This window comes from Micromonospora sp. RB23, from assembly GCF_053585025.1.
In genome coordinates this window covers 6081311-6099831 of the sequence record NZ_CM132111.1, presented here as the reverse complement: position 1 = coordinate 6099831, position 18521 = coordinate 6081311, and the positions used below count along the sequence as shown (strand labels likewise).

The 18521-nt window shown below is 69.8% G+C and carries 16 protein-coding genes and 1 pseudogene; 7 read left to right on the top strand and 10 right to left on the bottom strand.

What is annotated here, in order from left to right; translation table 11 throughout:
• The first annotated feature begins 4 nt into the window (after nt 1-4).
• Nucleotides 5-766, top strand: a complete 762-nt coding sequence (locus tag ACTFTM_RS27770; RefSeq protein WP_449563330.1) for a class I SAM-dependent methyltransferase — start codon at nt 5-7, stop codon at nt 764-766.
• Nucleotides 767-1230: 464 nt separating this feature from the next.
• Here the strand turns inward: ACTFTM_RS27770 and ACTFTM_RS27765 are convergent.
• Together ACTFTM_RS27765 and ACTFTM_RS27760 are read right to left on the bottom strand one after the other, a co-directional pair.
• Nucleotides 1231-2460, bottom strand: a pseudogene (locus tag ACTFTM_RS27765) (MFS transporter); the annotation flags it as partial.
• A 156-nt stretch (nt 2461-2616) separates the two neighbouring features.
• On the bottom strand, nt 2617-3348 hold the full coding sequence (locus ACTFTM_RS27760; RefSeq protein ID WP_449563329.1) for a class I SAM-dependent methyltransferase: 732 nt from the start codon (nt 3346-3348) through the stop codon (nt 2617-2619).
• Between the two features lie 307 nt (nt 3349-3655).
• Between ACTFTM_RS27760 and ACTFTM_RS27755 the strand changes: the two genes are divergently transcribed.
• Together ACTFTM_RS27755 and ACTFTM_RS27750 are read left to right on the top strand one after the other, a co-directional pair.
• Nucleotides 3656-5200, top strand: coding sequence for a hypothetical protein (locus ACTFTM_RS27755; protein WP_449563328.1), 1545 nt, complete (start codon nt 3656-3658; stop codon nt 5198-5200).
• On the top strand, nt 5197-5646 hold the full coding sequence (locus tag ACTFTM_RS27750; protein ID WP_449563327.1) for an MEKHLA domain-containing protein: 450 nt from the start codon (nt 5197-5199) through the stop codon (nt 5644-5646). Before ACTFTM_RS27755 ends, ACTFTM_RS27750 begins: the two co-directional genes overlap by 4 nt.
• Before the next feature lie 97 nt (nt 5647-5743).
• On the opposite strand, the gene ACTFTM_RS27745 is transcribed toward ACTFTM_RS27750, so the two are convergent.
• Both ACTFTM_RS27745 and ACTFTM_RS27740 read right to left on the bottom strand, forming a co-directional pair.
• Nucleotides 5744-6106, bottom strand: coding sequence for a PH domain-containing protein (locus ACTFTM_RS27745; RefSeq protein WP_355050625.1), 363 nt, complete (start codon nt 6104-6106; stop codon nt 5744-5746).
• 45 nt (nt 6107-6151) lie between these two features.
• A complete protein-coding gene (locus tag ACTFTM_RS27740) occupies nt 6152-6460 on the bottom strand; it encodes a 4a-hydroxytetrahydrobiopterin dehydratase (protein WP_449563326.1) in 309 nt (102 codons plus the stop codon).
• A gap of 183 nt (nt 6461-6643) precedes the next feature.
• Between ACTFTM_RS27740 and ACTFTM_RS27735 the strand changes: the two genes are divergently transcribed.
• Nucleotides 6644-7093 carry a (deoxy)nucleoside triphosphate pyrophosphohydrolase gene (locus ACTFTM_RS27735; protein ID WP_449563325.1) on the top strand — a complete coding sequence of 150 codons (450 nt, stop codon included), beginning with the start codon at nt 6644-6646 and terminating at the stop codon, nt 7091-7093.
• A gap of 130 nt (nt 7094-7223) precedes the next feature.
• On the opposite strand, the gene ACTFTM_RS27730 is transcribed toward ACTFTM_RS27735, so the two are convergent.
• The 6 genes from ACTFTM_RS27730 to ACTFTM_RS27705 form a co-directional block, all read right to left on the bottom strand.
• On the bottom strand, nt 7224-8291 hold the full coding sequence (locus ACTFTM_RS27730) for a succinate dehydrogenase/fumarate reductase iron-sulfur subunit (RefSeq protein WP_449563324.1): 1068 nt from the start codon (nt 8289-8291) through the stop codon (nt 7224-7226).
• A complete protein-coding gene (locus tag ACTFTM_RS27725) occupies nt 8288-10216 on the bottom strand; it encodes a fumarate reductase/succinate dehydrogenase flavoprotein subunit (protein ID WP_449563323.1) in 1929 nt (642 codons plus the stop codon). The genes ACTFTM_RS27730 and ACTFTM_RS27725 overlap by 4 nt, the downstream gene beginning before the upstream one ends.
• Before the next feature lie 12 nt (nt 10217-10228).
• Nucleotides 10229-11035: a hypothetical protein gene (locus ACTFTM_RS27720; RefSeq protein WP_449563322.1), complete on the bottom strand. Its 807-nt coding sequence runs from the start codon at nt 11033-11035 to the stop codon at nt 10229-10231.
• A 231-nt stretch (nt 11036-11266) separates the two neighbouring features.
• Nucleotides 11267-12682 carry a TldD/PmbA family protein gene (locus ACTFTM_RS27715; protein WP_449563321.1) on the bottom strand — a complete coding sequence of 472 codons (1416 nt, stop codon included), beginning with the start codon at nt 12680-12682 and terminating at the stop codon, nt 11267-11269.
• Nucleotides 12683-12988: 306 nt separating this feature from the next.
• Nucleotides 12989-14425 (bottom strand): TldD/PmbA family protein, encoded by a 1437-nt coding sequence (locus tag ACTFTM_RS27710; RefSeq protein ID WP_449563320.1) that lies wholly within the window; start codon nt 14423-14425, stop codon nt 12989-12991.
• Nucleotides 14426-14457: 32 nt separating this feature from the next.
• Nucleotides 14458-15009: a Uma2 family endonuclease gene (locus ACTFTM_RS27705; protein WP_449563319.1), complete on the bottom strand. Its 552-nt coding sequence runs from the start codon at nt 15007-15009 to the stop codon at nt 14458-14460.
• 435 nt (nt 15010-15444) lie between these two features.
• On the opposite strand from ACTFTM_RS27705, the gene ACTFTM_RS27700 reads away from it, so the two are divergent.
• From ACTFTM_RS27700 to ACTFTM_RS27690, 3 genes are read left to right on the top strand one after another with little or no spacing between them, the layout of a single operon-like run.
• Nucleotides 15445-16488 carry an ABC transporter ATP-binding protein gene (locus tag ACTFTM_RS27700; RefSeq protein ID WP_449563318.1) on the top strand — a complete coding sequence of 348 codons (1044 nt, stop codon included), beginning with the start codon at nt 15445-15447 and terminating at the stop codon, nt 16486-16488.
• The gene (locus tag ACTFTM_RS27695) at nt 16485-17507 is read left to right on the top strand and encodes an ABC transporter ATP-binding protein (protein ID WP_449563317.1); all 1023 of its coding nucleotides are present in this window, start codon (nt 16485-16487) and stop codon (nt 17505-17507) included. Before ACTFTM_RS27700 ends, ACTFTM_RS27695 begins: the two co-directional genes overlap by 4 nt.
• Complete coding sequence (locus ACTFTM_RS27690) at nt 17504-18511, top strand: ABC transporter permease (protein WP_449563316.1); 1008 nt, start codon at nt 17504-17506, stop codon at nt 18509-18511. Before ACTFTM_RS27695 ends, ACTFTM_RS27690 begins: the two co-directional genes overlap by 4 nt.
• Nucleotides 18512-18521 lie beyond the last annotated feature (10 nt).

The following is an 18521-nucleotide window of genomic DNA, read 5'->3' as shown; positions in this document are numbered from 1 at the left end:
ATCGATGATGCTCAGCTCGTCGTTCGGTTCGGAGGCGTCCGCGTACGCCCGGCATCGCCCGGACTACGCGCAGGCCGCGGCGCGGTGGGCGCTGGAGTTCGCGCCCGGCTCGCGAGTCCTCGACCTCGGCGCCGGCACCGGCAAACTGTCCGCCACGCTCGTCGCGCTCGGTGTCGACGTCGTGGCGGTGGAGCCCGACCCGGCGATGCTCGCCGAGTTGGGCCGCGAGCTTCCGACCGTAAAGGCCCTCCCGGGCAGCGCGGAGGCGATTCCCCTGCCGGACGCGTCCGTCGACGCGGTGCTGGCCGGCAACGCCCTGCACTGGTTCGACATGGCCGTCGCCGGACCGGAGATCGCCCGGGTCCTGACGCCCGGCGGCATCCTGGCCGGTCTGTGGAACGTCCTGGACGACCGGGTCGATTGGGTCGCCGCCCTCGAGAAGGTCAGCGGGAGCGCGGCGATCGGCCCGCGTGACACGTTGAGCAGTTGGCGCGCGGCGACGGCGGGCCTGCTCAACCCGGGCAACGAGATCGTCGACCGGTTCGGTGCGCCCGAGCAGGCCGAGTTTCCCCACGGGCAGCGCCGGAGCGCCGACTCCCTGGTCGCGACGCTCGCCACCAGGGCCGGGATGCTGGTCATGCCGGAACCGGAACGGACGGCCACGCTCGATGAGATCCGCGAGTTCCTGGCCGGCAGGTCCGAGACCGGTGCGGGCGACTTCACCCTGCCGATGCTGACCGGCGTCCTTCGCGCCCGCCGACTCTGACGGTCATCGTCCGGAGACGGTCAGGTCAGGTAGTAGTCGGCTCTCCAGCGGGCCTGCTCGGCGACCGAGAAACCGTCGAAGTCACCGGCCGCCTCGCACTCCAGCAGATATGTTCGTGCGGCCGAGGCCTCCGGAGAGCAGTCGGCCGCAAGGTGATCCTTGGTGGCGGCCAGTCCGGCTCCACACAGCAGTTGGACGTCGATCGAGCAGTGGGCGTCGAAGCTCGACTCCTTGGCCTCCCAGATCAGGAGTACGTCGTCGAGTTGACCGGCGTTGAACAGTTGCAGGCAGCACAGCTTCATCAGCTCGGTGTCCTGGTCCTGCTGGGCGCGATTCGCTTCGGCCAGCAGCAGCCTGCGGATGTGGGGCAGGTCCGCCCCGGACGGTCGCAGGCCGTAGCGGCGAATGCTCTCGTCCTCGGTCACGCGCCCCACGCTACTGCCCGGCCCGAATTCGGAGGGCACGTCGCGAGGTGGTTTCGAGCGCAGCAGCATGATGCCGCTGGCGACCAACCCGAGCGCCAGGATCGCCGTACCGCAGATGAGCAGCGTCGGTCGGGGCCCGATCGCGCCGACCAGCGGGCCGCCGAACATGGTGCCCAGGGGCACCGCCAGTACGGTGACCGCGCCGTTCGCGGCCAGCACGGCAGGGAGCTGCTCGGTCGGCGCGCTGCGCTGGAACAGCGCCATCGATGTGGACATGTACGGCGCCCAGATCAGGCCCGCCAGGGCGAACGCGGGTAGGGACAGGGCGACGGGCGCACCCACTCCGAGTGGCAGCATCGCCGCGCCGAACCCGACGACGATCCCGACGGTCGTCGCGTGTAGCGGCCAGCGCCGAAGATGGCCGGTGATCACACCGCCGAGGAGACCGCCGACGCCAAAGGCGATGTAGTACGCGCCGAGCAGCGGCGCCGACGCGTGCAGGTCGTCGGTGATGTGCAGCGGCATGGCGACGTACACGGGGCCGAACAGGAAGAAGAACGCGACGGTCAGCGCCAGCAGGCCCAGCAGTGCGGGCTGACGGCGGATGAACGCGAAGCCCGCGGTACGGGAGGCGCTGCGCTCGTACCCATGGATTGTCCCGGTGGCGGGCAGCGCGAGCCGATAGGTGAGCGCCAGCACCGCGAAGGTGGCGGCGTCGGCGGCGATGACCCACACCGGCCCCGCCCAGCCGATCAGAATGCCCGCCAGCGGTGGGCCGACGATGGTGGCGAAGCCCGAGATGGTGGTGAGCACCGCGTTCGCCGGCAGATGGTGTCGCTGGGGCAGCAGTTCGGCGATCAGGGTGAACCGTCCGGCCGAGCCCCACGAGTGCAGGAGCGCGGACGCGGCGAGCAGGACGGCGTACAGCCCGACCGTGAGTATGCCGACCAGGTGGGCGATCGGGATCGCGGCGAGCGCGGCCGCCCGCAGGATCGCGTCCCACCCGGCGAGCTGGGCGCCGCTGCGCCCGCGCAGCATCCGACCGAAGGCCACCGTCCCGACAGCGCTGGGCAGGGTGTACGCGGCCATGGCGACCGCGATCCAGAGACCGCGCTGGCCAGGCGGTGCGAGCTGGATGGCCAGCCAGGTCACCGCGACCACCGCCATGCCGTCGCCGAGAGCGGACACGGCCAACCCGGGTAGTACGCGCCGCAGCAGGGGATGGCTGAGCACCGGCCAGTACGGCGAGGTGCGCGAAAGACGGGGCATGACGTCAGTCGACCGGGTATCGACGCGATCGGCTAGCAGGGACTGCTGTCGGCAGAATCAGCCCAGCGCGGAAAACGGTCGGTACGGATATCGGGATCGACTCGGGTTCCCCGCCGTGTGCACGTCGTTCGACGCGGAACCCGAGTCGACCGACCGTTACCGCTTCCGGTAGACGGAGATGTGGGACGGACTCTCCGCCGTGAACGGCTGCCGGTGCCAGTCGGCGTACCGCTCGGTCAGCGCGAGGCCGGCCTGCTGCGCCATCTCGTCGATCTGGTGCGGCCAGGCGTACCGCATCGCGAACGGCTTCAGGTGCACGCCGTCCTTGTCGAAGGTGATGGTCTGGCGGATGAAGCGCTGCGCCGGCCGGTCGTACCGGTGCACTCGGAGCGTCACGGCCTCCTCGGTCACCTCACGGACCTGTACCTGCTCGTCCGCATCGAAGCTGCTCGGATCGGGGACGAACGTCTCGATGACGAACGCCCCGCCGGGCGACAGCACCCGGGCGACGTTGCGGAACAGGTCCGCCTGCCGCTCGGCGTCCACCAGGTTGAACAGCGTGTTGAAGACCAGGTACGCCAGGCCGAACGGGCCCTGCACGCCCACGTCGGCCATGTCACCGACGACCGTGGGGATCTGGTCGCCGCCGGGCTTGGCCCGCATCAGCGCCAGCATCTCCTCGGATGCCTCGATGCCATGCACGGACAGCCCACGCTCGGCCAGTGGCAGCGCGACCCGACCGGTGCCGATCGCCAGTTCCAGGACCGGGCCGCCGTCGGCCAACGCCGCAAGGAAGTCCACGGCGGGAGCCGGGTCGGGGTTGCCGGGGCTGTCGTAGCCGGCGGCCCACAGCCGGCCGAAGAGGCCGGGATCGTCGAAGACCGACATCAGCGGCCTCCGGGGTTGTGCTCAGTGGTGCGTTTCTTCTGCGGAGCGGTTCTGCTCACGAAGCCTCGTTTCCTCAAGTCGGATGACGTTCGGTCGGGGGGACTTCGTCGTGTTGGGCATGGCGCTGCTCCCTTCGTGGCTGCGCACCGAGGACATCAGAGACGCCGGGAGCCCGGCAAGGCATTTACGCCCGTCGGCTCCCTCCCGCCCTGTCGGTGTGCGGGTGAGCGGTATCCCCGGTGCCGGTGCGTCACCGTCCAGGCGCTAGCTGCAGCCGTCCCGCAGTGCGGTAGAAAAAGTCCACTATTTGGCAAGATGGCGCGCCTTAGTGTCGAGGGTGAAGGACCAACGACAGGGGCGGATCGACATGACCACGCACAGACTCGACTTCGACACGAACGTCTTCGACAAGAGGTACATCGACCTGAACGGCACGCGCGAGGCCATCGTGGTCGGTGGGCGTCACCTGTTCGACCGACTGCCGCGCGCATTCGAGGGCATCAACCAGATTGGCGTCATCGGTTGGGGCCCGCAGGCCTCGGCGCAGGCGCAGAACCTGCGCGACTCGCTCGCCGGCGGTGACCTGAAGGTCGTGGTCGGCCTCCGGGCCGGGTCTTCCTCCGTCGACGCGGCCCGCGCGGCCGGGTTCAGCGAGGCCGACGGCACGCTCGGCGAGATGTTCGAGGTGATCGGCGCCTCCGACATGGTGCTGCTCCTCATCTCCGACGCCGCGATGGCAGCCCTGTACGAGCAGATCTTTGCGGCCCTGCGGCCCGGTGCCACCCTTGGCCTGTCGCACGGCTTCCTGCTCGGCTACCTCGAGCAGCAGGGCGGCAGATTCCCCGAGGGCGTCGACGTCATTGCGATGTGCCCCAAGGGAATGGGTGCCTCGGTTCGCGCCCTCTACCTGCAGGGCCGTCAGACCAACGGCGCGGGCATCAACTCGAGCATCGCGGTGGAGCAGGACGTCAGTGGGCGCGCCGTTGACCGGGCCATCGGCTGGTCGGTGGGTGTCGGCGCCCCGTACACGTTCAAGACGACGCTGCGCTCGGAGTTCCTGTCCGATCTCACCGGCGAGCGGTCCATCCTGCTCGGCGGGGTGCACGGCATCGTGGAGAGCCTCTACCGGCGCTTCCGAGCGCAGGGGCGGAGCGAGATTGACGCGTACCGCGATTCGGTCGACAGCGTGACCGGGCCGATCTCGCGGACCGTGTCGAAGGAGGGCCTGATCGGGCTGTACCGCAACCTCGACGACCACGACAGGGCAGTCTTCGCGGAGGCCTACGCCGCGGCCTACCCGGTCGGTCTGGAGCTGACCCGCGAAATCTATGACGAGGTGGCCTCCGGCAACGAGATCCGCAGCGTCATCATGGCCGGCAAACGCCTCTCCGAGTTCCCGATGGGCAAGATCGACCAGGCCGACATGTGGCGCGTCGGCGAGGTCGCCCGGCAGAACCGTGTCGATGACGACGTTCCGCTCGACCCGTTCACCGCTGGCGTGTACTGCGGCGTCATGATGGGCCAGGTCGACACGTTCATCGAGATGGGCCACCCCTACTCGGAGATCGCCAACGAATCGGTGATCGAGGCCACCGACTCGCTCAACGCGTACATGTACGCCCGGGGTGTCTCGTTCATGGTGGACAACTGCTCGACCACCGCGCGGCTGGGCGCCCGCAAGTGGGCGGCGCGCTTCGACTACCTGCTCACGCAGACCACCTACCCGGCGATCGACCACCAGACCCAGGTGTTGGACACCACCCTGGTGAAGGCGTTCGAGAACCACCCGATCCACGAGGTTCTGCGCATCTGCGGCGAGATGCGCCCATCTGTCGACATCTTCGTGCAGTGAACGAAGATCTCCCGGCCCTGCTCGCCGACAGCTATGCCCAGCTGCTCGGCGAGCCGCTGGTCCCGGACGGGCTCACGGGTGAGGAGGCGGCCGCCTGGTTGTACGAGGCGCCCGTAGGGCTGCTCGCGCACGACACGTCGGCGGATCCGCGGTTCGTCTACGCGAACCGCAAGGCGCAGGAACTCTTCGGGTACGGCTGGGATGAGTTCGTCGGCCTGCCCTCGCGGCTCTCGGCCGGGGAACAGGACCGCGAGTCGCGCCGTGCCCTGCTGGACTCGGTGCAGCAGAAGGGTTACGCCACGAGTTACCGCGGCCCGCGGGTCACCAGGGACGGCCGGGCCTTCTGGATCGAGGACGTCACGATCTGGAACCTCGCCACCAGCGACGGCACGCCGGCCGGCCAGGCCGCGATGATCCGCCGCTGGTCGGGTTCACATCCAGTGTGATCTTCATACGGTGAGGTCGCTCCGCCTCATCAGGCACCTCCGGGCCGTGAACTCGGCAGGGCACTCGTGCCCGCCGGGCTCACGGCCGGGAGGGTCGTCAGGAGATGTGGTGCAGGATCACGTTGTGGACGTGGTGGCTCTTCTGCGCGCCACGGAACTCCACCTCGTACGTGTGCGTGCCGACGTGGATCGCGATCGCGCCGGTGGAGAAGAACGACCCACCCCAGGACTTGTTGCTGACCACGCTCACGCTGGTGATCTTCGAGTACGGGATGCTGGTGATCGCATACCGCTTACCGACGAAGGAGCGGTCCTGGATGATCACGCGCCGGTCGGTCAGCCCGATGAACCCGGTGCCGGTGCCGACGGCGTCGTAGACGGCGATGATCTGCTCGCCGTCGAGTAGCCCACTCTCGATCTGCTGGACCTGCTCCTTGCGGTCGTACGCGATGTTCGCCATGCGGTCCAGGTTAGGAACCCGGCGCCACCGTGCCCGGATCGCTCGTCAGGACTCGGTGACCGCCCGGTAGGCGTCCTCGATGCGGGCGGCCAGCAGGACCTCGCCCTCGGTCAGGGGTTCACCGTTGCCGTGCCCGACCCGGATCTGAGTGCTGTCGGAGTGGCGGCTGATCTCGGGGCGCAGGTGTAGAGCGTCCGCCACGACCTTGACCCGTTCAGTCAGCGCCGCGTGTTGGGTATCGTCGATCACCAGCGTGCGCCGGATCTGCTCACCGTCCCGCGTCCAACCCGATAGCAGGGTCAACGCGTCGGAAAGGTAGTCGTGTTTGGCTCGGCTGCTGAACAGCACGCGCATCACCGCACCCCCCAAGCGCCGTTGCCGGCTTGTGGCCAAATCGTCGCCATCCCGTGTCTTGTCGGTGCCTTCTAGTCTGTCGTCGCTCGGTAGGGGTGTCCACGCCCACACTTCCGTGTTCTATTGGCCTAGCGGACGGTGTCGGTACCCAAACCGCCGATTGATCTGGCACCCTGGACGCCCGTGCAGACCGAACGGGCTAATGGTGGCGGGCAGGCCCAGCGACGGGACCTGAAGGTGATCGTGGGAGCGGCGATCATTCGGGACGGACGGGTGCTCGCCTGTGCGCGCTCCGCCCCGCCGGAGGTCGCCGGCATGTGGGAGTTCCCTGGTGGGAAGGTCGAGCCTGGTGAGGGCGAGACCGAGGCGCTGATCCGGGAGTGCGCCGAGGAGCTGGCCGTACGCGTTGAGATCGGTGCTCGGGTCGGCCGCAACGTCCGGATGGCCCACGGCCGCTCGGTGCTCAAGGTGTACGCCGCCCGCCTGCTGCACGGCGACGAGCCGCAGGCGCTGGAGCACCAGGCGCTGCGCTGGCTGACCGCCGACGAGCTGGATTCGGTCACCTGGCTCCCCGCCGACGCCCCCATCGTGGCAGCCCTGCGCCCCCACCTGCGCCCCGACGGTCCCCGTTGATCATGAAGTTGGCGTCACGACACGCCGGCGGGCGTGGCGACAACTTCATGATCAACGAGCGGTGGGGGTGGGGGAATGGGGCGGGGGCTGTCGGCGATGCCGACAGCCCCCGTCTTTGGTGGTCTCGTGCTCAGTGCTTGTCGTCCTGGTCCGGGTGCGCGAAGTTGAGGTGCTCCGGAGGCAGCGGGAAGGTCACGTCGTCACCGAAGGGCGACGGCGCGGCCGGCCGGTCGAAGGTCAGCTCGGTCAGCGGCAGCTTGCCCCGGTCGTCGACCGCCGGAGCGGTCGGGTGGGGGACCTCGCGGTGCCAGTTGACGCCGCTCTGCGCCTGCGCCTCGGCCTGCGGGTCGTGCGAGCCGCCCGCGTGCGAGTGCACGCCGCCCCGGCTCGTACCCGGCAGGTTCGCCGAGCCCTGACGGGCGGTGGTCACGCTGGTCTGGGGCGTCTCGCCCCGACGGAAGATCTTGCTACCAAGCCACACAAGGGGATCGTACCTGCGGTCGACGACGCGTTCCTTCATGGGGATGATCCCGTTGTCGGTGATCTTGATGTGCTCGGGGCAGACCTCGGTGCAGCACTTGGTGATGTTGCAGAAGCCGAGGCCCTGTTCCGCCTGTGCGTACTCCTTGCGGTCGGTCCGGGCGTCCAACGGGTGCATGTCCAGCTCGGCCGCCCGGATGAAGTACCGCGGCCCGGAGAACGCCTGCTTGTTCTCCTCGTGGTCACGGATCACGTGGCAGACGTTCTGGCACAGGAAGCACTCGATGCACTTGCGGAACTCCTGCGAGCGCTCGACGTCCACCTGCTGCATCCGGTAGTCGCCCGGCGCGACGTCCGCCGGCGGGGCGAACGCGGGCGTCTCCCGCGCCTTCTCGTAGTTGAACGAGACGTCGGTGACCAGGTCCCGGATGACCGGGAACGTCCGCAGCGGCGTGACCGTGACCGTCTCGTCGTCGCCGAAGGTCGACATCCGGGTCATGCAGCCCAGCCGGGGCTTGCCGTTGATCTCCATGGAGCAGGAGCCGCACTTGCCGGCCTTGCAGTTCCACCGGCAGGCCAGGTCAGGTGCGTCGGTCGCCTGCAGGCGGTGGATGACGTCGAGGACGACCTCGCCCTCGTTCACCTCGACCATGTAGTCCTGCAGGTCGCCGCCGGTCTCGTCGCCCCGCCAGATCCGGAACTGACGCTTCGCGCTCATCGGTTGTCCGCCTCTCCAGCGTCGGCGACGGAAGCGTCGAAGTCGGCGAGCTCCTCGTCGGTGAGGTACTTGGCCAGCTCCGCCCGGTCGAAGAGGCCGATCAGCTCCGGCCGCATCTTCGGCAACGGCTTGCGGGTGAGGCGTACGGCGTCGCCGTCCAGGGAGCAGACGAGGTTCACCTGCCGCCAGGCCGGGTCCATCGTCGGATAGTCCTCGCGGGTGTGCCCGCCGCGCGACTCCTGCCGCTCCAACGCCGCCTTCGCGGTGCACTCTGAGACCACCAGCATGTTGCGCAGGTCCAGGGCGAGGTGCCAGCCCGGGTTGTAGCGCCGGCCGCCGGCCGCGCTCACCTTGGCCACCCGCTCACGCAGCTCGGCCAGTCGGACGAGCGCGTCGGCCAGCTCGCCTTCGCGCCGGATGATGCCGACCAGATCCCCCATGACCGCTTGGAGGTCCTGCTGAAGGGTGTACGGGCTCTCGCCGGTGTCCCGCTGCAACGGGGCCAGCGCGGTCTCCACGGCGGCCTCGACCGCGTCCACGGCCACCTTCGGCCGAGCCGAAAGCCCGTCGGCGTAGCTGGCCGCGTGCCCGCCCGCCCGCTTGCCGAACACCAGCAGGTCGGAGAGGGAGTTGCCGCCGAGGCGGTTGGAGCCGTGCATGCCGCCGGACACCTCACCGGCGGCGAACAGTCCGCGTACGTGGCCGAAGGCGGCGCCCGAGTCCGGGTCCACCTCGACGCCGCCCATCACGTAGTGGCAGGTCGGCCCGACCTCCATCGGCTCGGCGGTGATGTCGACATCGGCCAGCTCCTTGAACTGGTGGTACATCGAGGGCAGCCGGCGGCGGATCTCGTCGGCCGAGCGCCGGCTCGCGATGTCCAGGAAGACACCGCCGGCGGGGGAGCCCCGACCGGCCTTGACCTCGCTGTTGATGGCGCGGGCCACCTCGTCGCGGGGCAGCAGCTCCGGTGGACGCCGGTTGTTGTCCGGGTCGGTGTACCAGCGGTCCGCCTCCTCCTCGGTCTCCGCGTACTGCTTGCGGAACACGTCGGGGACGTAGTCGAACATGAACCGCTTGCCCTCGGAGTTCTTGAGAACACCACCGTCGCCACGGACCGACTCGGTGACCAGGATGCCCTTCACCGAGGGCGGCCAGACCATGCCGGTCGGGTGGAACTGGAGGAACTCCATGTTGATCAGCGTCGCCCCGGCGCGCAGCGCCAGCGCGTGACCGTCCCCGGTGTACTCCCAGGAGTTCGAGGTGACCTTGTAGGAGCGTCCGACACCGCCGGTGGCCAGCACCACGGCCGGCGCCTCGAAGAGGATGAACTCGCCGGACTCGCGGTAGTAGCCGAACGCGCCCGCGACCCGGTCACCGTCGAGCAGCAGCTCGGTGATGGTCGTCTCCGAGAAGACCCGGATCCGGGCGTCGTACGAGCCGAACTCGCGCTTGTCCTCCTGCTGCAGCGAGACGATCTTCTGCTGGAGGGTGCGGATCAGCTCCAAGCCGGTCCGGTCGCCGACGTGCGCCAGCCGGGGGTACTCGTGCCCGCCGAAGTTGCGCTGGGAGATCTTGCCGTCCTTCGTACGGTCGAAGAGCGCACCGTACGTCTCCAACTCCCAGATCCGCTGCGGCGACTCCTTCGCGTGCAGCTCGGCCATCCGGAAATTGTTGAGGAACTTGCCGCCGCGCATGGTGTCGCGGAAGTGCACCTGCCAGTTGTCCCGGCTGTTCACGTTGCCCATCGCGGCGGCGGCGCCGCCCTCGGCCATCACCGTGTGCGCCTTGCCGAACAGCGACTTCGAGATGATCGCGGTCTTCTTGCCGGCGAGGCGGGCCTCGATGGCCGCGCGCAGACCGGCGCCGCCGGCCCCGATGACGACGACGTCGTAGTGGTGTCGTTCGATGCGAGTGGTAGTGGTCATGTCAGGGGCCCTTTAGTTGATGAACCGCAGGTCGTTGAACCAGCCGGCCGACAGCGCCATCACGTAGAAGTCGGTCAGCGCGAGGGTGCCGAGGGTGATCCAGGCGAGCTGCATGTGCCGGACGTTCAACGCCGAGACGAAGGTCCACGCCCGGTAGCGCACCGGGTGCTTGGAGAAGTGCTTGAGCCGGCCGCCGATGATGTGCCGGCAGGAGTGGCAGGAGATCGTGTACGCCCAGAGCATCACCACGTTGAGCAGCAGGACGAGGTTGCCCAGACCGAAGCCGAAGCCCTTGGGTGAGTGGAACGCGAGGATCGCGTCCCACGTGTTGATCAGCGAGATGATCGCTGCGGCGTAGAAGAAGTAGCGGTGCAGGTTCTGCCCGAGCAGCGGGAAACGGGTCTCCCCGCCGTACTCCTTGTGGCCGTCCGGCACGGCGCAGGCCGGCGGCGACAGCCAGAACGACCGGTAGTACGCCTTGCGGTAGTAGTAGCAGGTGAGCCGGAACAGCAGCAGGAACGGCAGGGTCAGCGCGGCGTCCGGGATGATCCACCAGCCGGGCAGGAACCGGCCGAAGTGCGAGGCCTGCTCGACACACCTGTCGGTCACGCACGGGGAGTAGAACGGGGTCAGGTAGTGGAACTGGTCCACCCAGTACCACTTGTGCATGAACACCCGGACCGTCGCGTACGCCACCCAGGCGCTCAGCCCGATCACCGTGATCAGCGGGGCGAACCACCATCGGTCGGTACGCAACGTCTTCGCCGCGATGGCGGCGCGCGCCCGCGCCCCCCGCGGCCTCGTTGCCGTTGAAGTCATTCGAGTCGTCTCCTCGACGGGCCCGTACGGGCGGGCTGCTTCCTCCGGTCGGCACGCGGACCGGCGAACCCGCACCCGCTGCCACGTCATGCGCACACCAACGACCACGCCGGATCGACCGACGCAGCTAAGTGACACACGTTACGCCGATCTTTGCGAGCCGTCCGCGCAAGGGAGTGTCCCGTGTGTCTGGGCTGCGAAAACGCCGCAGACGCGCCGGCCGTCGCGCGGTCAGCCCGACGCGCCTCCGGTGAAGTGCCACGACGTCAGCCGCACCGGGGGCGCTGCCCACCATGCACCGTCCACCCGGTCCGGTTGACGCACCGTCCGAGAGCCCAGCCCGAGCACCGCGCCCGGCCCGAGCGCCCGGGGGTACGACTCGGTGAACCGCAGGTCGCGGACGGCCCGGACGACCGTGCCGTCCTCGATCAGCCACACCCCGTTGCGGGTCAACCCGGTGACGACCAGGCTCTTCGGGTCGAGCACGCGGGTGTACCAGAGGTCGCTGACCAGCAGTCCCCGTCGTACCCCGGCGACCAGCGCCGCCGTGTCCGCGTCGACCACCGCGCCGGCGGCCGTACCCGTGGTGTTCCGGCCCACCGCGCTGGCCGGGCCGGCCGCCGCCGGCGACAGTCGTAGGTTGCGGGCCATCGGGCCCCAGGTGGCGCCGCCCGCGATCGCGTGCCCGGTGGACTCCGCGCCCGCGTCGGCGGCGGTCCGCCGGTCGTGCGCGACGGCCCGCGTGGTGCCCGCCTCGACCAGGGTCACCGCCCGCCGGCCGGTGCCCTCGGCGTCGAACGGCAGGCCCGACGCGCCGAGCGGATCGTCCACCAGGGTCACCAGAGGGTCGAACTGGGCGGCACCCGGCTCGGCGAAGGACTGCCGCTCGGCGTACCGCTTGCCGTTGAAGCCGTACCAGGACAGGTTCTGCAACAGGTCCGCCACGGCGGCCGACTCGAACACCACCTCGTAACGTCCCGGCGGCAACTCGACCGGGTCGGCTGCCGCCTGCGCCTTCGCGGCGGCATGCGCGCCCAGCTCAGCCCCGTCGAGGTCGGACAGCCGGTCCGCGCTGCGCCGCGCGACGCCGTCCGCGCCGTTACGGCGCGCGATGCCGTCCATCGCCGCCTCCGCCGAGCGGCCGTACGCGCTGTGCCCCGCCGAGTTGGCGAACGCCGACGAGCGGTGCGCGGTGCGGCAGTATCCCGCCGTGGTGAGGGGCCCGGCGGCGGCCACGAACGCGGCCACCCGGTCGGCCCGCTGGTCCGGCTCGGCGTGGGCGGTCGCCTCGTCGACCGGTGGCGCATCCGGCGCGGGCGTGGGCGGCGCCAGACCGGGCCATCCCGGGTCGAGCGGGCCGAGGCGCGTCGCGGCCAAGGTCCGCTCGACAAGCGCGTGCAGCCCGTCTGCGGTGACGATGCTTCCGCTGCCGGCGACGGTGCGTCCGTCGACGTGCGCCCGCAGCCGGATGCCGACCGTCGACTCGGAGACGTTCTGGTGGATGGCCGAGTTGGCGAAGCGGGTGAGCGCCAGGTCCGCCCGCGTCACCACCACCTCGGCCTGCACGGCCGGGCCACCCAGCCGCCGCACCAGCTCGACGACCTGCCCCGCCAGCTCCAACTCCGTCAGCTCACTCCTCGCGCTCACGCTGGGCCACCTTTCGTTCGCGACTGCGGGGCTCGCAAAACCGGCTCACTCCTCGCGCTCACGCTGGGCCACCTTCAATTCGCGACTGCGGGGCTCGCAAAACCGGCTCACTCCTCGCGCTCACGCTGGGCCACCTTCAATTCGCGACTGCGGGGCTCGCAAAACCGGCTCACTCCTCGCGCTCACGCTGGGCCACCTTTCGTTCGCGACTGCGGGGCTCGCAAAACCGGCTCACTCCTCGCGCTCACGCTGGGCCACCTTTCGTTCGCGACTGCGGGGCTCGCAAAACCGGCTCACTCCTCGCGCTCACGCGGACACCCCCACCCGGACGTTGCGGAACCGGGCCGGCGCGGCCGGGTGGCCGGTGTGCCCGATCTGGCCCGGTTGACCCTTGCCGCAGTTGGGCGTCCCCCAGGGCACCGTCTCGCCGGAGAGCATGTCCATCGAACGCCAGAACAGCGGCCCGATCCCGGTGTACGTCGGATTGCGCAGCATCCGCCCCCGCCGACCGTTCTTGATCTCCCAGCCGACCTCGCAACCGAACTGGAAGTTGAGCCGCTTGTCGTCGATCGACCAGGACCGGTTGAGATCCATCAGCACGCCGTCGTCGGTGGCCGCGATGATCTCCTCCAGGGTGTGCGGGCCGGGTTCCAGGCCCACGTTGGTCATCCGCACCATCGGCAGCCGGGCCCACCCGTCGGCGCGTACGCTGCCGCCGTAGTCGAGGCCCGCCACGGCCGCGGAGTCGCGGCCCGCGAGCACGCCCACCCACCGGCCGTCGCGCACCGCGTCCCGCTTGACCGCGGGTGAGCCCTCGTCGTCGAAGCCGAAACTGCCCAGCGCGCCGGGGATCGTCGGGTCGATCGTGATGTTCATCAGCTCCGAGCCGTACCGCAGCGAGCCGAGCTGGGCCAGGTCCAGCCAGGACGTGCCGGCGAACGCGGCCTCCCAGCCGAGGATCCGGTCCAGTTCGATGGCGTGGCCCACCGACTCGTGGATCTGCAGGGCCAGCTGCTCGCCGCCGAGGATCAGATCCGTCTCGCCGGCCGGGCACTGCGGCGCGGTGAGCAGCGCTCGCGACTCCTCGGCGATCTGCGCGGCGTGCGCGGCGAGGTCGAGCGATTCGACCAACTCCCAGCCGGTGGTGCCGTACTGCCCCCGGTAACTGGGCCAGGACCGCCGCTGCGTCTCGCCGTCGCCGATCGAGGTGGCCGAGATGCCGCCGCCGCACTCGCGGATGCGCTGGTCGATGCGGTGGCCCTCGCTGGAGACGAACCACTTCGCGGTGTCCCAGATCTGGTACAGCCCTTCGGCCAGGTCCGCGCCGTGCTCGGTCATCGTGCGGGTCGCGCCGACCAGCAGGTCGCCCTTGTCGGACAGCGGAACCCCGAGCGGGTCGACGAGGCAGTCCGAGGACCAGCTCGCCGTCACGGCCTCGACCGTGACCAGGTCGACCGCGGGGCCGGGCACCCGCGCGCTCGCCATCGCGGTCCGGGTCGCGCGCCGGCCGGCGTCGCGGGCGGCGGCGTCCGACAGATCGGGTACGGCGTGAAAGCCCCAACTCGCGCCGACCAGCGCCCGGACGCCGAGCCCGACGCTCTCGTCCTGGGTCAGCTCCTCCACGTCGCCGTTGCGCGCGGTCATCGACTCGTAGCGGCGGTGCATCACCCGCGCGTCGGCGTACCGGGCGCCCGCGTCGAGAGCGGCTTGGACGGCGGCGGTGGCCGCGTCGAACTCGGTCATGCGACGACCCTAGGGCAGCCGACCGACACCCGTCAGGGAAGAAGTTCTTCCGGCCGGATCGTGGCCCGTACCGGCTCGGTCAGTTCCAACACCTCGCCGATCCTGGTCGCCGACCGCTGCACGTATCGCGAGCCCTCCAGCCGATGAAGGCGCAGGGTCAGCGATTCCTGCTCGACGAGGAGATACCACTCGATGCCGGCCGCGGCGTAGACATGTGGTTTCAGCAGGCGGTCGATGACGACGGTGTGAGGCGCGGTGATCTCGCCAATCAGCAGGACCGCGCTCGCCGGCACACAGTCGGCCGTGAGGTCCAGCTCTGCCGTCACAACGAGGTCGGGGTTGAGGATCCGACTGGTGTTGAGTCGTAGGTTGACCACCGGCAGCAGGATGCGACCCGCCGCTACGCAGCCCGGTGTCAGCGCGGCTGCGAGCGCACCGAAGATGACCTGGTGTCGTACAGACGGCGGCGGTTCGATGAGCAGGCCGCCATCGAGGAGTTCGATCCGTTCGGCCGTCTCGCCGAGAGCGAGGTAGTCCGACTCAGTCCACGGCAGGCCGTGGCCAAGAATGCCGGTGGCTATCACCTGACCAGCGCACCTCATTCCCGCCCGCTGAGGTCGCACTTGTGGTGCGAGCACGCATGGATGCGGCTCGGGCTGGTGATCCGTCAAGATCGCGCTCGATCGTGGATGTAATGGTCTCCCGGCGCATCGAGACCACTACATCCTGGTTCGAGCATGACCTTGACGACGGTGGGGTGGGTTCGTCGTCAAGATCTGCGCAGTATCGGGGATGTTGCTGTCGCAGGCGCGGCTGAGGCAGCAACTTCGGGGATGTTGTGCGGATCTTGGACGCGGGCGCGGGCGCGGGCGCGGACGCGGGCGCGGGCGCGGGGCGCGGGGCGTGCGGGGCTGATGCGGACTCGTTACGCTCGGGCCCGCTGACACGTGCCGAACTTGTAGCTTATTTTCACCCTCTGGACATTGCTGTAAGTTCTCTTCGTCACTGAGGGAGGTGCCGTGGACAGCTCGGATGCCTACCTGCGGGTGCGAGACCTGCGGGTCCGGTTCGACACCTCCGACGGCGTGGTGCGCGCGGTCGACGGGGTTTCCTTCGCCGTCGAGCGGGGACGCACGCTCGGCATCGTCGGCGAGTCCGGCTCCGGCAAGAGCGTCACGTCACTGGCCATCCTCGGTCTGCACGATCCCAAGCGGGCCACGATCACCGGGGAGATCTCCGTCGGCGGCCGGCAGCTCGTCGGTCTGCCCGACGAGGAGGTACGCCGGCTGCGCGGCCGGGAGATGGCGATGGTCTTCCAGGATCCGCTGTCCGCGCTGCACCCGTACTACACCGTCGGCCGGCAGATCGCCGAGGCGTACCAGGTGCACCACCCGAAGGTCGGTCGGCGGGAGGCCCGCCAGCGGGCGGTGGACATGCTGGACCGGGTCGGCATCCCGCAGCCCGACCGCCGCTTCGATGCGTACCCGCACGAGTTCTCCGGCGGCATGCGCCAGCGGGCGATGATCGCGATGTCGCTGGTCAACGACCCGGCGCTGCTGATCGCCGACGAGCCGACGACCGCGCTGGACGTCACCGTGCAGGCGCAGATCCTCGACCTGCTCGCCGACCTCCAGGCCGAGTTCCACTCCGCGATCATCCTGATCACGCACGACCTCGGCGTGGTCGGCCAGGTCGCCGACGAGGTGCTGGTCATGTACGGCGGGCGGGCCGTGGAGCACGGCAGCGTGGAGCAGGTGCTCCGCTCGCCGCAGCATCCGTACACCTGGGGGTTGCTCTCCAGCGTGCCGTCGCTGCACGGCGACGCGGACGCGGACCTGGTGCCGATCCCCGGCAATCCGCCCAGCCTCATCAACCTGCCGTCCGGGTGCGCCTTCCACCCGCGCTGCCGGTACGACGACCGGGTCGGCGACCGGTCCCGTGTCGAGGTGCCCGAGCTGCGGGCGGCGGGCGGCGACGGCCACCTGGTCGCCTGCCACCTGAGCGCCGAGGAGCGCGCCGCGATCTACGCCGAGAACGTGGCATCCGTGGGGGTGGCCCGATGAGCGACGAACCACTGCTGCGGGTACGCGGGCTGACCAAGCACTTCCCGGTACGGCAGGGACTGCGCGCCACCGGCACCGTGCGCGCGGTCGACGGGCTCGACTTCGAGGTACGACCCGGCGAGACGCTCGGCCTGGTGGGGGAGTCGGGCTGCGGCAAGACGACCACCGGCCGGATGCTGGTGCGGCTGCTGGAGCCGACGAGCGGCAGCATCGAGTTCGCCGGGCGGGACATCACCCACGCGGGCCGGCGCGAGCTGCGCCCGCTGCGGCAGGAACTCCAGATCATCTTTCAGGACCCGTACGCGTCGTTGAACCCCCGGCACACGGTCGGTCGGATCGTGGCGATGCCGTTGCAGGTGAACGGCATCAAGCCGCCCGGCGGGATCAAGGCGCGGGTGCAGGAGCTGCTGGAGCTGGTCGGGTTGAACCCGGAGCACTACAACCGGTATCCGCACGAGTTCTCCGGCGGGCAGCGCCAGCGCATCGGCATCGCCCGCGCGCTGGCGCTGCGACCGAAGCTGATCGTCGCCGACGAGCCGGTGAGCGCGCTGGACGTCTCGATCCAGGCGCAGGTCGTCAACCTGCTGCGTGACCTGCAAAAGGAACTCGGGCTGGCGTTCGTGTTCATCGCGCACGACCTGGCCGTGGTCCGGCACTTCTGTCAGCGGGTCGCGGTCATGTACCTGGGCCGGATCGTCGAGATCGGTGATCGGGAGGACATCTACGAGCGCCCGCAGCACCCGTACACCCGGGCTCTGCTCTCGGCGATCCCGGACGTCACGCAGCTCGGTCCGGCGGGCCGGATCCGGCTGACCGGCGACGTGCCGACACCGCTCGACCCGCCGTCGGGCTGCCGGTTCCGGACCCGCTGCTGGAAGGCGCAGGACGTCTGCGCCACCGAGGAGCCCGCGTTGGTGCCGCGCGACGGCGGTCGGCAGGCCACCGCGTGTCACTTCCCGGAACCGCCCAGCCCGAGCCCCGACGTGGCGGCCCCGATCGTCGAGGAGGTGTCGTCGTGAGCCTGTCCCCGGTGGAGGGTGTGGCGCTGGCCGAGATCGAGTCCGGCTCGGACGCGGCCGGACCGGAGGTGAAGGGCGTCGTCGGTCGTTCGCCCGGTCAGCTCGCCTGGATGCGGTTGCGCCGCGACCGTACGGCGGTGGTCAGCGGCGTACTCCTGGTGTTCTTCATGGTGTTGGGGTTGTCCGCCCCGCTGATCGAGATGGTCTACGGCGTGGGGCCGCGCGAGCAGTTCCAGAACCTGCTCGACGGCTTCGGCATGCCGCTCGGCTACGTCGGCGGGGTGACCGGGCAGCACTGGTTCGGCCTGGAGCCGGGGCTGGGCCGGGACATCTTCATCCGGTTGATCTACGGGCTGCGCACGTCACTGTTCATCGCGTTCGCCGCGGCCCTGATCACGGCGGCGATCGGCATCGCGCTCGGCGCGCTGGCGGGTTACCTCGGCGGCTGGCTCGACGCGGTGATCAACTGGATCACCGACCTGACCCTGGCCATGCCGTTCCTGATCATCGCGCTGGCGCTCACCCCCACGATCACGCTGCGCTTCTACGGCGAGCGGGGGCAGGTGTCGTCCGCGTTCGGGGTGGGTGTGCTGATCGCCGTCTTCGCGATCTTCGGCTGGACCAGCACGGCACGGCTGGTACGCGGGCAGGTGATCGCGCTGCGCGAGCGGGAGTTCGTGGAGGCCGCCAAGGCCAGCGGCGCCGGGCTGGGGCACATCATCTTCCGGCAGCTCCTGCCGAACATCTGGGCGCCGATCCTGGTGTCGTTCTCCTTGGCGGTGCCGCAGTTCATCACCAGCGAGGCGGCGCTGTCGTTCATCGGCGTCGGCCTCAGCGACGAGACGCCGAGCTTCGGCCGGATGATCTACCGCAGTCTGGACTTCCTTCAGACCGACCCGGCGTACGTGTTCTTTCCGGGCATCACGATCTTCGCGCTGGTGTTCGCCTTCAACCTCTTCGGCGACGCGTTGCGGGACGCGCTCGATCCGAAGTCGTCCCGGTAGGGGTCCACAT